The 16,059-nt window shown below is 57.2% G+C and carries 16 protein-coding genes; 7 read left to right on the forward strand and 9 right to left on the reverse strand.

Annotation, left to right across the window (positions count from 1 at the left end):
* Positions 1-38 precede the first annotated feature (38 nt).
* A complete protein-coding gene (locus LOKO_RS01530; RefSeq protein WP_066444156.1) occupies positions 39-1,337 on the forward strand; it encodes an acyltransferase family protein in 1,299 nt (432 codons plus the stop codon).
* Here the strand turns inward: LOKO_RS01530 and LOKO_RS18490 are convergent.
* On the reverse strand, positions 1,236-2,246 hold the full coding sequence (locus tag LOKO_RS18490) for an alpha/beta fold hydrolase (RefSeq protein ID WP_083517367.1): 1,011 nt from the start codon (positions 2,244-2,246) through the stop codon (positions 1,236-1,238). The genes LOKO_RS01530 and LOKO_RS18490 overlap by 102 nt on opposite strands.
* Positions 2,247-2,273: 27 nt before the next feature.
* Entirely contained in the window at positions 2,274-3,224 is a 951-nt protein-coding gene (locus LOKO_RS01540; RefSeq protein ID WP_083517368.1) for a diacylglycerol/lipid kinase family protein, read from the reverse strand.
* Between the two features lie 362 nt (positions 3,225-3,586).
* On the opposite strand from LOKO_RS01540, the gene LOKO_RS01545 reads away from it, so the two are divergent.
* On the forward strand, positions 3,587-4,723 hold the full coding sequence (locus tag LOKO_RS01545; RefSeq protein ID WP_066452159.1) for a zinc-binding dehydrogenase: 1,137 nt from the start codon (positions 3,587-3,589) through the stop codon (positions 4,721-4,723).
* A complete protein-coding gene (locus LOKO_RS01550) occupies positions 4,720-5,763 on the forward strand; it encodes a proline racemase family protein (RefSeq protein ID WP_066444165.1) in 1,044 nt (347 codons plus the stop codon). Before LOKO_RS01545 ends, LOKO_RS01550 begins: the two co-directional genes overlap by 4 nt.
* Before the next feature lie 68 nt (positions 5,764-5,831).
* On the opposite strand, the gene LOKO_RS01555 is transcribed toward LOKO_RS01550, so the two are convergent.
* Entirely contained in the window at positions 5,832-6,605 is a 774-nt protein-coding gene (locus tag LOKO_RS01555) for a DUF1499 domain-containing protein (RefSeq protein ID WP_066452160.1), read from the reverse strand.
* 331 nt (positions 6,606-6,936) lie between these two features.
* Between LOKO_RS01555 and LOKO_RS01560 the strand changes: the two genes are divergently transcribed.
* The 4 genes from LOKO_RS01560 (at position 6,937) to LOKO_RS01575 (ending at position 10,529) form a co-directional block, all read left to right on the forward strand.
* Entirely contained in the window at positions 6,937-7,494 is a 558-nt protein-coding gene (locus LOKO_RS01560; protein ID WP_066444167.1) for a hypothetical protein, read from the forward strand.
* Between the two features lie 394 nt (positions 7,495-7,888).
* Positions 7,889-8,638, forward strand: coding sequence for a PRC-barrel domain-containing protein (locus LOKO_RS01565; protein WP_083517370.1), 750 nt, complete (start codon positions 7,889-7,891; stop codon positions 8,636-8,638).
* A 200-nt stretch (positions 8,639-8,838) separates the two neighbouring features.
* A complete protein-coding gene (locus LOKO_RS01570) occupies positions 8,839-10,113 on the forward strand; it encodes a M20/M25/M40 family metallo-hydrolase (protein WP_066444176.1) in 1,275 nt (424 codons plus the stop codon).
* 35 nt (positions 10,114-10,148) lie between these two features.
* The gene (locus LOKO_RS01575) at positions 10,149-10,529 is read left to right on the forward strand and encodes a hypothetical protein (RefSeq protein WP_235588918.1); all 381 of its coding nucleotides are present in this window, start codon (positions 10,149-10,151) and stop codon (positions 10,527-10,529) included.
* Positions 10,530-10,546: 17 nt separating this feature from the next.
* Here LOKO_RS01575 and LOKO_RS01580 read toward each other — a convergent pair whose 3' ends face one another.
* The 6 genes from LOKO_RS01580 to LOKO_RS01605 form a co-directional block, all read right to left on the reverse strand.
* On the reverse strand, positions 10,547-11,821 hold the full coding sequence (locus tag LOKO_RS01580; protein WP_066444179.1) for a TRAP transporter large permease: 1,275 nt from the start codon (positions 11,819-11,821) through the stop codon (positions 10,547-10,549).
* A 1-nt stretch (position 11,822) separates the two neighbouring features.
* Positions 11,823-12,323 carry a TRAP transporter small permease gene (locus LOKO_RS01585; protein WP_066444182.1) on the reverse strand — a complete coding sequence of 167 codons (501 nt, stop codon included), beginning with the start codon at positions 12,321-12,323 and terminating at the stop codon, positions 11,823-11,825.
* A gap of 76 nt (positions 12,324-12,399) precedes the next feature.
* Positions 12,400-13,425, reverse strand: a complete 1,026-nt coding sequence (locus tag LOKO_RS01590; protein WP_066444185.1) for a TRAP transporter substrate-binding protein — start codon at positions 13,423-13,425, stop codon at positions 12,400-12,402.
* Between the two features lie 39 nt (positions 13,426-13,464).
* On the reverse strand, positions 13,465-14,463 hold the full coding sequence (locus LOKO_RS01595) for a C-terminal binding protein (RefSeq protein ID WP_144439595.1): 999 nt from the start codon (positions 14,461-14,463) through the stop codon (positions 13,465-13,467).
* Positions 14,464-14,523: 60 nt separating this feature from the next.
* Complete coding sequence (locus LOKO_RS01600) at positions 14,524-15,279, reverse strand: fumarylacetoacetate hydrolase family protein (protein ID WP_066444192.1); 756 nt, start codon at positions 15,277-15,279, stop codon at positions 14,524-14,526.
* Positions 15,280-15,281: 2 nt separating this feature from the next.
* Positions 15,282-16,004, reverse strand: a complete 723-nt coding sequence (locus LOKO_RS01605) for a FadR/GntR family transcriptional regulator (RefSeq protein WP_066444194.1) — start codon at positions 16,002-16,004, stop codon at positions 15,282-15,284.
* Positions 16,005-16,059 lie beyond the last annotated feature (55 nt).

Raw genomic sequence — 16,059 nt, forward strand, 5'->3', positions numbered from 1 at the left:
GAGCGAAAGGAAAGAATGGCCAGGGATCGGGAGGAGGGATGAGCGACGCAGAACACGCGAATGCGGTAAAGGAGGAACGAGACCCCTATCCGGATGCCCTGCGTGCCCTGGCACTGCTGATCGTGGTGCTGGGGCATTGGGCGGCGACCTTGCCCCGCGTCGAAGGTGGCATCCTGGTGGATACCGACCATATCCTGGATGTATGGGCTCCGGCCGGACTGTATACCTGGATTGTACAGGTGGTGCCGCTGTTTGTTTTTGTCTCTGCCGCAGTCAGTTCCGATGGCGTCCAGCAACGCCTGGAGAGGGGCAAGCCCCACCTGCACTGGTGGGCGGATCGCGCCCTGGGGTTGGCGAGGCCCACCGTTACCTACCTGGCAGTGCTGACCGTTTTTGCGCTCACGGCGCTCTTCACCAGGGATGGCGTCCTTGGCCCCCTCAACCACTCGCTGACCGTTCACCTCTGGTTCCTGCTGATCCTGCTTGGGGTGCAGCTGCTGCTGCCGCTCTGCGTCTGGGCAGACCGTCGCTGGGGGCTCAAGGCCGTTGCCGGCCTGATTCTGCTCATTGCCACTATCGACCTGCTGCGCGCACGGCCCACTGGCCTTACCGACATGCTCGTGTTTGGCGCACAGGTCACCGACACCCACGACTACTTTGGCTGGATCAATATCGTTCTTGTCTGGATATTGCCGCAACAGCTTGGCATCGCCTGGTGGCACGGACGCTTCTTCGGACGTCGTGTCGGCCTGGGCCTGCTGCTGCTGGGACTGGCCTGGCTGGGGCTGGCCGTGGCGGTCGGCTACCCCGTCTCGATGGTCAACGGCAATGTCGGCGGCGACACCAACCTGCTTCCGCCGACCCTGGCGCTACTGGGTGTTATGTGGCTCCAGGTCGGCCTGGTCGTGCTTTTCGAGACACCGGTGCGCACTTTTCTCAAGCGTCGGCACATGGGGCGCTGGATGGCGATGTTCGGCGCCCTGGGGCTGCAGCTCTATCTCTGGCACAAGTTCGCCGAGCTACCCGCCACCTGGCTGGGAATGCGACTGGGCTGGTCGATCGATGCCGGCCTGCCCGGTGAGGCGGGTTTCTGGATCGGCAGGCTGGAGTGGCTTGGGCTCTGTCTATTAATGGTCACTCCGGTCATGATCGCCGTGGTGGCCTTCGAGCGCTATCGCAAGGAGGATGTGCCACACACGACCAGCAAGGCGGCCATTCTCACGGGAGGCGGTGCCTTATTCGTCGGACTGGGGGTCAGCCTTGGCCTGGGTGCCTTCCCCGGCGCAGTTATCGGCTTGGTGGGGGTGGCACTCGCCTCCTGGCTGCTGCGCGCATGATAATTCGGTGTCTCGCCATCGGCGGATGCGCTCGACCACCCATTCGGGGGCGTCCAGCGGCAAGTCGTGGCCGGCCTTTGAGTGAAGTTCGAGCGGCCAGCCCCAACGCTCGGCGATGCGCTTCGAGCAGCGCCACGACACCATTTGGTCGGATTTCGAGGTCAGCACCAGCGTCGGCAAACCGGGCAGCGTCTGCGGGGGAGTGAATCCTCTAGTGGCGGCCAGCAATTGGCGTATCAGGTTGGCCTTGCTGACCGGGGCCTCTTGCTGCCATCGGGCGTGTCGCTGCGCTACTGCGGGCAGATCATCCTGCAATCGCGTGGTCATGCGTAGGATCAAGCGTTCGCGCTGCTCATGACTGAGCGGTAGCAGCAGTGCCAGCAGCAGGCGTGGATACTGGCGTGGGCGGAGTCGCTGGTAGAATGGTGCGATGCCGCGCAGGCTCGAGTTGATCAACACCAGGCATTCCACCTCATCAGGAAAGCGCTGTGCCCAGCGCAGTGCCACCATGCCGCCCAGTGAAATCGCCAGCACACGGTGTGGGCCAGAAATACCATCCCGGGCGATCTGCTCGCGCAGCGCTTCGACCATGCCATCGATATCGGTCGGGCTGACTTCGCGCCAACGCTGGCCATTGCCGGGAAGGTCCAGCGTATGCGTCGGTTCACCCAGGGCGTCGGCCAACCGTTCCGGCAGGCCTTCCCAATGCCGAGCCTCACGTATCAGCCCTCTCAGCAGTACCCAGCCGGTTCGGAGCCCGCTCTCGCCATTCCTGATGGGGAGGCCGCCAGCTTGAAAGGCGCCATGCTCTATACGCTTGGTAACAATTTTTCGTAAACACAAAAGCTTGAAGCCCCCCTGGGCAAGCTGTGGGCCGACGATGGTGTGTGACGCGTCGCCGTTCTGCACCTGCCCACAGCGTGAACTAGTGAGCCCTCAGAATGGTCCGGAGCTTGACCATGCCATCGGGTGTGTGTCGCTGGGCGTGAAGCGTTTCTCCCTCAGCATGATCGGCTGGGGCGGGGCAAGTTGCTCGCACAGCACCTTGAGCACGCCGCGCCGCGTGAAGGCAACAACGTCTGCCATGCGACCCATGTCCTCGCCATCCGCGGTCAGGGTATGGGCATGGCGTAACTTGACTTGGCATTCTGGCGCCTTGAAATGCACGACGGTGTCGTTACGGCGAGGTGTACGTCTCAGCAAGCGAGTCGTGATGAAGGCAACCAGCAGAGGCAGCCAGGGGCGTTGGCGCACCGCCACTACGTCCAGATAGCCATCGTCGATCCTGGCTTCGGCAATGTAGTGACCGCCGCCGAAATAGGCGCCCGAGGCAATGGCAATGGTGAGCCAGCGTCCCTCGGCGACCTGGTCGTTACACTCGATGCGGGCATGAATACCCTTTTGCAAGCCGACCCTCTGCGCCAAAGTGAAAAGATAGCTGAAGCGGCCCCACCGCCGTTTTTGCCCCTGTGAGGCTTCCCGGCTGGGTACCGTCCCCAAGCCGATATGGGCGACATTGAGAAACAGCCGATCATCGATCCATGCGACATCGACATCGGCGGTCTGACCCGAAGCGACCAGTCGGCATAGCTCCGCCGGGTCTTCCGGCAGCCCCAGGTTTCGGGAAAAGTCGTTCGCCGTTCCCGAGGGCAGCACAGCCAGGGTCGCTTTTCGCTCGACGCAAAGCGATGCCACCCGGTTCACGGAACCGTCGCCACCAGCCACCAGTACTCGATCGCCTTCGCAGATATCGCTATCCCAGGTCGGTTGCGTCAGGTCGCGTGTCGTAAAATCGGTCATGCCCACCGCATTCAGGTGGGCCTTCCAGAATGACTCGCCGCGCTTTCCATCGCCCGCCTTGCCATTGATGATCAACCAGTCACGCATCGTGGTGTCTCCTTACCCCAGCGCCCCGCTCCCCATGAGCTTAGTCAGCTATCGGTTTTAATGCACCGAAGTCTCTCGCTTCGACTATGAAATTTCGAGTGGCTTTGCATGAAGCATCATGCCGTAACGAGACATGACAAGAAGAAAGAAGTGGTAAAAATGACTCACAATTCAGAAAGAATCGATCCTGACCTGCGCTGTCTCCAGTGACGGATAACGTGGTTCAATTTGGCGTCCCCGGGACCCTGGGAGACTGCATATTTTCTGCTATGTTCGAGCAGAGAGATATCCGCAACCCGAGAGGTAACGTGGCAGGAGGTAACGTGGCAGCCAATACCCTGACAGAGAACGTGCCTGAAACAATGACAGCAATGCTGTTGACCGGCCATGGTGGCATTGACAAGTTGATCTACCGCGACGATGTGGCCACGCCGAGGCCCGGGCCGGGCGAAGTGCTGGTGCGGGTTACCGCAACGGCCAAGAACAACACCGACCGTAAGGCCCGGGAAGGGCTCTACCCCACCAAGGAGAAGGGCGAGGTGACCTCCTTTGCCATGGGGGGAACTCCGACGCTGACCTTTCCGCGCATCCAGGGCGCCGATGTGGCTGGGAAGGTGGCTGCCGTGGGCGAGGGAGTCGACCCCCAGCGCATCGGCCAGCGAGGCCTGCTGGACTTCAATCTCTACCCCGATTCACGACGCGATATCAACCTGATGCCGGACTATTATGGACATGGTGCCGATGGCGGATTCGCCGAATACGTTGCCGTGCCCTCGGATCAGTTTCACCACGTGCCCAATCCTGAACTTGCGGATGCAGAGCTCGCCGCCCTGGGCATGTGTTCCTATCAGACCGCCTATCACATGATGACATCGGCCAATGTGACCGCAGGCGAGCGGGTCCTGGTAACCGGAGCCAGCGGAGGCGTTGGCACTGCCCTGATCCAGCTGTGTCGCATTGTGGGAGCCACCCCCATTGCGGTCAGTCAGCTCGACAAGGCGGATGCCCTGCTGGCCATGGGTGCCGAGGCGGTGGTCGATCGAGGCGATCTCCCGACCTTCGTCGAGCGCGTGCTGGAAGCGACCGGCGGTTCGCCGATCGATGCGGTGATGGATCTGGTCGGCGGCGAGATGACCGACCGCTTTATCGACACCATGATCGTCGACATGAAGCGCCGCTCCACCTATCCGCGTCTCTCCATAGCCGGGGCCAGCGGTGGCAATCTCAGCGAAATCATGTGGACCCGTATCTATCTTTATCAGGTGCAGATTTTCGGCGTCTCGCACGGTACGCGGGAAGAGGCGGAGCAGCTGATGGAGTGGATACGCCAAGGCCAGCTCAAGCCAGTTCTGCATGCCGCCTTCAAGCTCTCCGATCTGCACCGGGCCGAAACCTATTTCGTCAACCGTGGTAGCAACTACCTGGGCAAGATCGTCATCGTGCCCGACGCCCAGTGGGAAGAACACGGTGCGCCCTTTGCACTCGAGGAGAAGGCATGAGCCACGAATTGACGCTGCGCCTGATCGATACCCATGCCGGCGGCGACGTCAGCCGGATCGTGATCGGTGGCATCGATCCGCTGCCTGGCGATACCGTGCGCCAGCAGATGGAATACCTGGAGAACGACGCCGACGGCCTGCGCCGGCTGCTGCTGAACGAGCCTTACGGGATTCCCGAGATGTCGGTGGACTTGATCGTCCCTGCTACCAACCCCAAGGCCAGCATGGGCTACATCATCATGGAGGTCATGGGCTATCCGATCTACTCCGGTTCCAACACCATCTGCACGGCCACTGCGCTGCTGGAGAGCGGCCTCATTCCCAAGCAGGAGGGCAAGCAACGCTTCATGCTGGAGTCCCCGGCGGGGTTGGTGCAGATTGAGGCTCTGGTAGAGAACGGGGTGGTCGAGGCCATCACCTGTGGTGGCTTGCCAAGCTACATCGATACGCATCGGGCACGCATTAACGTACCCGAGGTGGGCGACGTTACCTACAGCATTGCCTACAGTGGTGGCTTCTACGCCCTGGTGGATGCCTCGGAGCTGGGCTTCTCGCTCAAGCGGGAGGAGGAGCGGGCGCTGGCCAGATGCGCCCACCGCATCGTCGAGGCTATCCAGGCCAGCAGCGGCTTCTCCCATTACACCTTGGGAGACGTGGGGCCGCTGCCGTTCCTGCACTTCATGGGGCCAGTGGACCAGGTCGCTGACGACTTCTACCGTTCGCGCTCCGCCACCTACGTTCACCCGGGCGTGATCTGTCGCAGCACCACCGGTACCGGCACTTCTGCGCGGCTGGCACTGATGCACTACGAAGGCACCATCAAGCCCGGTGACCGCCTGGAGACGGTTTCTCTGCGCGAGACCGGCTTCATCGGTGAATTTGTCAGTTCACGGGAGGCGGGCGGCAAGCACCAGGTGGTAGAGAACACCATCACCGGAAAGAGCTATGTCCTGGCCCGTTCGGAGATCGTGGTCAATTGCGACGATCGCATGGTGGAGTGCGGCAGCTTGCACCATATTCTTAGCAGCCGTCATGGCTGACAGGTAGCGACGAACGGCGTCCTGCCGCTGTCCACAGGGCGCCGTCACGCTGGCCCGCTGGGTCTCTTTCAATCGACCGCGCCTGTCTCCCGCTGGGCACGCGACTCCAGTTTCGTGAGATAACCATGTATCCGCGCGGCGTTGGCACCAATGTCGCTGCGGCCGATGCGCGAGGCGGAGCGAATGTCCACCCTGACGCCAGCTCCGCTTTCACGCAGGCGGATTACCACGTCGTCCTCGAAACCGAACCAGGTGGTGGTAGCAACGGCTTCGATGATGCCATCGTCGACGGCGACCAGCTCCCAACCTGCGGCTTTCACCTCGGCCACGGCCGCATCGAAGGCGTCCGAGAGGGGCATCGACAGCTCCAGCGGCTCGATGTGCGGATACGCCTCATGCTGCAGCCTGGCGAAGGCTTCGCCGGGGTACTCCACCGCATTGGGTGCGGCCTCGCGGGCTTCCACCAGCGCCCTGAAGGATGGCGGATCCTCGGTATCAGTTGTGATGTCGTGGATGGCGGGTGCAGAGCGTGCCTGCTGCAGGTGCGTTAGTGGAACGATCAGCAGCGCCATTGTGCCAATCAGCGCCAGGCCGCCGACCAGTGCCGCTTTAACTCGACGGCAGAAGGCAGCGGCCACCAGGGTGATCAGGCCCAGCCCAGCCGACGCGAAGGCAGCATAGGCTCCGTAGCGCAACAGGTCGAAGGCCCCGCTCAAGGAGAGCCATTCCATGCGATAGGTGGGTCCTGCTGCAGCCATCAGCAGGGTAGCCAAGCCGAGCAGGGCAAGGGCAAGCAGTCCCGACACCGACGGCCACCGTCCACCTCGACGCGCTGAGTGCATAGTGCTTTCCTCGCCGTTGTTATGCTTGATCGTGCCGCTCGCCCAGGCATACATGGGGCCTGCGGTATTTCATCCAATGCTATACAACCTGTCAGTGAGTCTCGCTCTGCCGCTTGGCTGCATCAATACCTGTCTCCGTCCGGACCGCTGCTAATATTACCTTGCAGGGGCCGTGGGTGCCCGCTGCCGATACGGCACGACGCCTGAAAGGCGGGAGCCATTTCTCTTTACTGCCGAGAAGCCAATGAAGACGAGCCCCCCTGTCGCTATTCGCACGTACCTTTTCCTTCTGGCGAGCCTGGCTGTGCTGGCTGGTTGCACTGCATCACCATTGAGCGAGACTACCGCCGAGCTGGCCCCGCTTCAGGTGGGGGAGAGCAGACTTCATGCCGTAGATGGCACCCTGCTGCTTCATATCAAGGATATCCCTGGCAGCATCCATGTTGATGCCGATACCGAGTTTGGCGCATCGGAGCAGTTTACCGGCGCTTCCCTTTCACCCGATGGGGAGTGGCTGGCAGTCACTACCGACGGGGTCGCGCACAGTGCCGGCTGGCTGGTGCGGGTGGGAAACCGAGACCCGCAGCCTGCTGCGTTTCAGTATGGCGGCGACCTGGCGCTCGGGCCCTGGAGCGAGAATGGGCGCTACGCGGTATTCGAGGCGGAGGGCCCGGCACCGAGCCATACCCTGGCCGTCGTCGATCGTCAGAACCTTGGCGCGACAGTCAGCGAGAATTCCGCGGCGGTACGTATACCGGACCATGAAGCGCAAGTGCCTGCCCACGCTCGCTATACCGCCGTTGGGTGGCGTTCGGGTGAGCTAGTGTTTGAGGTAGACGGGGGCAGCTATCGTTTCGATCCGTATAGCTTGGACGTGATCGTCGAATGAGTAGACCTCTGGGCACCTCAGCTTTGAAGAGCTGAGTCAGGTATCGTCACCATAGGCGTGGTGCACCTCGTCGAGCAGCCAGGTCTGAAAGGCATCCACGGCGGGGTTCGGGCCGGTTCCGATCATTATGGTAGTTCCACGCGACACAATCTGCTGGTGTGCCGGTTCACCGTGCCGTCTTTCTTGCCTCGGCCACGGTCGTCCTTGCCCTGGTGGTCTTAGAGGTCACCATGCCCGACCGCCTCCAGACAACATCACGTGGTCTGGATAAGCGGTAAACAATGGTGACTAAGCGGTTTCTTTCGTTAACGTTTTGCTGCGCATTTCTCCTGTATCGACCAAGATTGCCGACCTATCTTGACAAGGTAGTTCTTAACTCTAGGAGGGAGTTGTCATGAAAAGAAATGGAATGAAGAGAACACTATTGGCTATCGCCATCGGCGCAATTTCCGCCGGCTTTGCAGGCGGTGCCTTGGCTCAGGATGCCGAGGATGAAAACGAGCTCAACGGTGATGCAGCAATGAGCGAAGAACAGCCCGAACAGGTGACCGAGGATCCCGAGAACGCCCTGGATCGTGATGAAAACGATCTGGATGCCCAAGGCGACGATGTCGAAGACTATGAGGACATGGACGCCGACGATATGGACGTCGATACGACCGATGACGACATGGCTGATGACATGGATGTCGATGAAACGGCCGACGACATGGATACCGAAGGCATGGACACCGAAGGTATGGAGGCCGATGAGGCTCCCGCGACCGGTGCCGACGATGCATTCGATGAGGCAGGGCCGGCCGAGGCCACGCTGGATGAGTCACTTGGCTCCATGCAGGTCAGCGAACTGGAAGGCATGACCGTCATCAATATGGAAGATAAGGAAATCGGTGATATCCAGGAAGTGGTCAAGCATAACGACACCGGTGACCTTCATGCGGTTATCACCGTTGGGGGCTTCTGGGGCATGGGTGGCACGGACATCACTCTGCCGCTAGCGGAGATGCTCCTGGAGGACGACCAACTGGTGTTCCAACAGACCTATGGTGAAGACGAGCTGGAAAGCACCAACGAATACGACGAGGAGCGCTACAGCGAAGTGGATGACGATTTGACCCTTTCCGAGGCCTGGGGACGTAACTAGTCATGTGAGATAGCCTCACCGCCAGGCAGCACGGATCAGCTGTGCAGGACATTTAAAGGCATCGGAAAGGCAAGGCCATTGCGCCTTGCCTTTCTTTTTGGCAGCAGCTACAACTGGCCGCCCTGCGCCCGGAAGGTCGGATCTCATGGAATCTGTCAGACTAGGGTCGTTACTGACCCGAAGAGAGTGAAGAGGAGCATATGAGAGAAACCACCAAGCCCTGGTCCCAGCCCATGCCGGAGCAGCAGTTCACCCTGATGCAGCAGATTCTGGATGCTCCCAGCCCCGTGGGGTTGGAGGGCGCCATGACCTACGGTGTGCTCAAGCCCTATTTCGAAACTTTCGCCCCCGGCGACTGGCATCTACACCAGTACAAGGGGCATGCCGGCGTGGTGCTGGACACCCACCCCGGCCGGAACGACCTGTTCAAGGTGATGATCATCGGCCACGCCGACAAGATCCGCATGCAGGTGCGCAGCATCGGTGACGATGGCAAGATCTGGATCAACACCGACGCTTTCCTGCCCAATGTGTTGGTCGGCCACGAGGTCAAGCTGTTCAGCGAGGACCCCCAGGTGCCGGGCCATTATCGCATCATCCAGGGCGGCACCGTGGAAGCGTTGGGCGCCATCCACTTCTCCGACCCGGCCCAGCGCGAAGGCCGCAAGGGTATAAAGAAGGAGCAGATCTACCTCGACCTGCAGATCCACGGCGAGAACAAGAAGCAGCAAGTGCTCAATCTCGGCGTGCGTCCCGGCGACTCCATCATCTTCGACCGCCCCATTCGTCCCGGCTTCAGCCCCGACACCTTCTACGGCGCCTACCTGGATAACGGCCTGGGCTGCTTCGTCACCGCCGAGGTGGCGCGATTGATCGCCGAGGCCGGCGGTACCGAGCAGGTGCGCGTGTTGTTCGCCATCGCCAGCTACGAGGAGATCGGCCGCTTCGGAAGCCGTGTGCTGGCCGGGGAACTGCGCCCGGACGTGGTGATCGGCGTTGACGTCAACCACGACTACGTGGCGGCCCCCGGTATCGGCGACCGGCGCATGCAGCCGCTGGAGATGGGCAAGGGCTTCACCATGTCGGTGGGTGCCATTGCCAGCGAGCAGCTCAACCGCATCATCGAGACCACTGCCCGGGAACATGGTATTCCCATGCAGCGGGACATCGTTGGCGCCGACACCGGCACCGATGGCATGGCCGGTGTGCTGGCTGCCGTGGATTGCGCCGCCACCTCCATCGGCTTCCCCATTCGCAACATGCACACCATCTCCGAAACCGGTAACACCCAGGACGTGCTGGCCGCCATCCACGTGCTGACGCACACCCTCCAGGCGCTGGATGCCTTGCCGGACCCGCACCGCGAGTTCCTGGACAACCACCCGCGTCTCGATGAGGCATCCCGCCTGGGACACCAGGGCTCGACCAAGCCCGACGATGAGGAAAGCGACAACAACAAGAGGGGAGACGAGTAGGCCGCCAGGGTAACCAGGAGCGGTCAACCCGAGACATGATCATGAGAGCAGAGCCCCATACTCCTCTGGCAGGTCAAGTCCGCAAGGTGCTCGAAACGGCACCCGAGGCGATGTTGCCGATGACCTATCAGCAGCTCGCCGAGGCGCTGGGCCTCAAGCCCCCGCGCACCATCCAGCGCATCGCACATGCCCTGGAAACCCTGATGCGTGAAGATGCCGAGCAGGGGCAGCCCTTCATCGCAGCGCTGGTTGTCAGCCGCCGGGGCGAGGGCCTACCAGCGCAGGGCTTCTTCGATCTTGCCGTGGAACTGGGGCGCTTCCCGGCGGATCCGGAGCAGCACGCAGCGGCCTATCGGGAGGAGTTCCGGCAGGTGATGCCTTCCATACATCACACTCGCCCACTTGGCGGAGGCTGATACAATCCTTGGTGTATTCAGAACACAAGTTGCGGAAGGAAGGTAGAGATAGCTGGTACAAAGGCCAGCAGAAGCAGGCATCCGATAAGGGCTGCCAGGAAAGGAATTATCATGCGAGACAGTTGCCCAATAGAGACGCCGGAAATACTGCAAGTGGCAAATAGAGTAATACCTACAGGTGGTGTTGCCATGCCAATAGCCAGCGCCACGACGGTAATGACACCAAAGTGAACCATGTCGATGCCGAGCTGTTGGGCGATAGGGGTGAATATAGGCACAACCAGCAGAATGATAGCTCCAGTTTCCATGAACGTGCCGAGAATCAGATACATCAGGATCATCAGCATCAAGATAATGTAAGTGTTGGTTGATAACCCCAGGATGGTACTGGAGGCCATTTGTGGGACCTGCTCGATAGTCATGATCCAGCCAAAGGGACTGGCAACGGCAATGAGAAGCACGATCATTGCCGAGTTCAATGATGCCTTGTAGAAGACCGGGGTGATATCTTTCCAGCCAAGCTCCTTGTAAATGAAAATACTGACAAAGAGGCCGTATACGACAGCGATGCCAGCCGATTCTGTCGGCGTGAATACCCCTGTCATGATTCCACCAAGAATGATGATGGGCATCAAGATTCCCCAGGAGGAGTCAAGCAGCTTTTTCCAGCGTTGCCGCCAGCTCTGCTTTTGCTCTGCAGGATAGCCCAGTTGATGAGAGCGTATGATGCTGACAGCGATCAGTGCGCCAGCAAGCATGGCGCCAGGCAGGATACCAGCCACAAACAATTGCCCGATGGAAACATCGGCAACGATACCAAACAGGATAAAGGTAATGCTAGGTGGAATCACGACACCAAGGCATGAAGCGGAGGCAACGACAGAAGACGCATACGGCCTTGAATATCCGCGCTTTACCATTTCGGGAATGGTCAGTTCGCCGACGGCCGCAGCGGTGCCGGGAGCCGATCCGGAAATAGAAGCAAAAAACGTACAAGCCATGACTGAAACAGCGGCGAGTCCGCCCTTGAAGTGCCCGACCAATGCACTCGCCAAGCCAACGATTCGTTTTGATATACCGCCACGCTCCATGATGGATCCGGCCATCATGAATAAAGGAATGGCAAGTAGAGGGAAGGAATTAATGCCGGCCACCATGCGTTGCGGCAGCATCTCGATGGGCATCATGCCTGAAGCCAGCAAGCTGGCTAATGCTGCAAGCCCCATGGCAAAGCCAATTGGGATGTTGATCATGAAACAGACCACAAGCACAGTAAGAAGTACAGTCAACATGTCATGGCCCCTTGCGCATTGTTTTTAAATTATTTTTAGAATTGATTGCCCCGACCAGACAGTAAAAAAATATAAGTGCGCCCATCGTGGGTACTGAAAAATACACCCAGCTCATGGGGATGCCTAGTGCGGGAGATGATTGAAACCTTGTTGCGAGTACAACTTTCCAGCCGTAGTACACCAAATGTCCCGAAAAGAACATTATGGCAAGATATCCAATGATCTCTATCATGAGCTGTCTTTTTCTATTGAAGAGCCCGACTATGATGTTGATGCCAATGTGTATTTTTTCACGCACTCCCATGGCAATCGCCAGAAAGCTGCACCAGATGAATATAAACCGAATAGCCTCTTCGCTCCATGAGCTGGATTTATTAAACCCGTAGCGCATGACGACTTGGTAAAATGTCAATGATGCGATGGCAATCATCATGGCAACCAGGCATGACTTGAGAAACGTGTCCAGGTAGAATATTGGGCTAAACGTCTTTTTGTTATCCACCAATATTTCCTTATAAGTTGATCAGGCCGAAAGAAGGACACCGGGGTGCCATGGCTTTGGCACCCCGGTGCAATGCTTATTCAGTCGCCATGATGGCCCTGATGAGCTCTTCACCTCGCGATGCATCGCCGCTGCCCAGCATTTCATAGTAGCTAGGATAAATATGTTCAGCTGCGGCCTCAATAAATGCGTCTTTTTCAACCTCATTGATTTTCATGCCATTGCTTTCAAGCACGCTTCGCATCTCGACCTCGTATTCAACAAGGGATTCACGCTGGATATTGCTTGCTTCCACGGATGCCTGGGATATGATCTCCTGGTGCTCTTCATCCAGTGTCTGCCACCACTTCTCGGCAGCAATATACTGCCTTGGATAATAAAAGTGCCCACTAAGGGAGAGGTAATCCTGAACTTCATAAAAACGTTGGCTGTAAATGAGGTTCATCGGATTTTCCTGGCCATCAACAACACCTTGTTGTAGTGCCGTGTAAAGCTCGCCAAATGACATTGGTACGGCTGAAGCACCAAATGCATTGATCGTGTCGACCATGACCTCACTTTCCATCACGCGAATACTAAGACCCTGCAGGTCTTCCATTGTATGGATGGGTCGCTGGTCATTGGTGAAGTATCTGAATCCCCCGTCGTTATACGCTAGATGCCGGATCCCCACGTCCGTGTATTTTTCCTGAACGGACCTGCCGATGTCCCCATCCAGGACAGTATGAGCATGCTCAATGTCACGGAAGATGAAGGGAAGGTCCCACAGCATGGCTTCTGGCACGAACCCACCCATCGGTCCATTTTCGACATCAGCCATTTCAATCATGCCCAGCTGTATGCCTTCGACAATTGTTCTGGCATCCCCAAGCTGGCCGGCTGGATATATTTGAACACTGATTGCACCGTTGGAGCGCTCTTCCACCATGTCCTTGAAGGCGTTAACACCAACATTCTGAGGGTCGTCAGGGTTCGTATTCCCATTGTGGGCGAACTTGATGTTAACGGTAGACTGTGCGGATGCACTCATTGTCAATGCTGCAAACAAGGTGGTGGCAGCCACAAGGCCTGCTATTGCAGAGCCTGATTTCTTGATGTTCATATTGTTGTCCTTGTATTGATGGCTTTCTTGGTATTTTGCTTAGTTTACAGGGTTGCTGGCTTTCCCATTTCTTATTGTTCTGACTATTTCCTGTGATGCTTTTTTTCTTAATGCTGCTACGGAATCTTGGGATAAAAAGGCCGTGTGAGGAGTGATGACAACATTATCCAGGCTGGAGAGCTCAGGCGCACCTTCTGGAGGTTCCTGCTCCAGTACATCCATGGCTGCTCCGGCGAGTCGGCCTTCTATCAGCGCGGTAAAAAGGTCATTTTCCTGTATGAGTCCTCCTCTGGATGTGTTGATGACAACGGAGGTTTCTTTCATTTTCGACAATGTTGATTTATTTAGTATGTGCCTGGTGTCCTCTGTCAGTGGGAGATGTAAGGATAGAAAGTCGACTTCATGAAGAAACTCATCGAAGTCTTCTATCTGGCTGATGTGGTGTTGAGCGAGAAGGTCGGGTGAACTATATGGGTCATAGCCCACAACTTCCAAGCCAAAAGCCCTGGCTCGTAGAGCCACCTGCTGTCCGATGGCACCACAGCCTAGCAAGCCAAACTTCTTTCCTCTGAGCTGAGGCACGCTTTTCGCCTGGTTGGCATTCCAAACACCTTGCTTGACTTGGCTATCCAAGTGGCAGATTTTTCTCACCAGAGCAAGGAACATTCCGAAGGTATGGTCTGCCACTTCATCCTGGCAATAGTCCGGAACGTTAGCAACGATGATTCCCTTTCTCGATGCCGCCTCCACGTCTATGTTGTTATATCCGATGCCGGCTTTCACTATTATCTTGCAGCGATCCAGCTGCTCAATGAGCTCTGCACTTACGTCGGCATAAACGACCAAGAGCGCATCAGCATCTTTTCCCAGTTCGCCTAGGCTGGCAAGTTCGCCAGAAGGGCTTAGCCTGAAGTCGATGCTTTCTTTTTGGAACACATCTTGCTCAACCAGTGTGTCAGGAAAGATCGTGTCTGTCATCAAGACCGAGGGGTTCACGATATTGTCTCTCTTTTCATTTCTGTTGTTTTTATACAGCAAGGCCTGGCACCATCGTTGTGATGCGACGCCACCGTCATGCCTGCTGCAAGGTTTTTCTTTTTATGCGATTTTTAACGCGTTAGTCAGGGTGCCAATTCCGTCAATCGTGACGGACATTACATCACCGCTATTGACCGGGCCAACCCCATGGGGCGTGCCGGTGAGAATGACATCGCCTGGCAGTAGAGTCATGCACTTCGATACATAACTTACGATCTCGTTGACACCAAATATGAACATGTTGATGTTGGAGCTTTGTCGGACCTCGCCGTTTACGGTTAGCTGGATTTTAGCATCTTTCTGATTGATATCGCTTACGATGCCCGGACCCAGCGGACAAAATGTGTCAAAGGACTTTCCACGTGTCCATTGCTTGTCGCTCAGTTGAATTGCGCGAGCGGTGAAGTCATTGGCGCAAGTAAACCCGAATATTGCTCCCTCTGCCTCATTGGCTGAAATGTTTTTTGCTTTCTTCCCAATGACAATGGCCAGCTCGCCCTCATGGTCAAGTCGCCCCGTATTACTGGGTGCGACGATGTCATCTTCGTGTGCAATAACTGTAGTCGGTGGTTTCAGGAACAGCAGCGGTGCCTCAGGCAGCGCTTCATTCATTTCTTTGGCATGATCCAGATAATTAAGACCTACGCAAACCACTTTTGTTGGCTGACAAGGTGGGAGTAACGTGACTGAGGAGGCAGGTACCGTCTCATCGCTCAGCTCAGGGTTTTCGAACATACTTCCTTCAAGCTTCGTGACGAGGCCATCCTTCATGTATCCTTCGTATGTGTTGTTGTTATGTTCATAACGGACGTACATATTTAAACTCCGGCTTTTGTTATTTCAGTTTTGACGAGATGGTTTAGCCTTTCCTGGACGTCGAGCAGGTGGAGCTGCATTTCTTGTTCTGCACGCTCCTCATTGTGTTGTTTCAAGGCCTCCAGTATTTTTCCATGGAAATTGATAGATTCCTTCATGACAGGCTTGTCGTACCCGACGCTTTTCTGGGTTCGGAATACCAACGTGATGATGGAGTTGTATAAGCTGGCCAATACCCGGCTATTGGATGCCTTCGCGATTTGCTGGTGAAAAGCGATGTCAGCCAGGACATACTCGTCATTATTGTCCTCTTCTTCGGCCTTTACCATAAGCTCCAGTTGCTGTGACATGATGCTTATATCGCTGTTCGTTATCCTTTTTGCCGCCAGGCGAACCATGGCCTTTTCCAGAAACATTCTGGCTTCGGTGACATCTTCGTAGCTGCAGTCGTCCAGCAATATTTTTAGAGCAAGTGTTTCCTCAAGGATGGAAGAAAAGTTTGTGGTAATAACGGTTCCAGCATTGGTTCTATTAAGCAGTCCTTGGAGGGATAGGATTTTCAGCCCTTCCCGAACAGAGGCGCGACTCACACCAAACTGTTCGCACAGCTCCCTTTCACTTGGGATCCGGTCGCCTTCTTTGAGCTCACCACTAACGATCATGGACTTTATCTTTGCCACGACATCGTCACTCAAACTTTTCTTCTCAAGCGGCTCAATTTTCATAAGGCTGTGACTCGGTTCCGGGCTCGATTCCATGGTTCTATGATCTGATGGTCAG

Origin of the sequence: Halomonas chromatireducens (genome assembly GCF_001545155.1) — a bacterium.
GTDB lineage: Bacteria > Pseudomonadota > Gammaproteobacteria > Pseudomonadales > Halomonadaceae > Halomonas > Halomonas chromatireducens.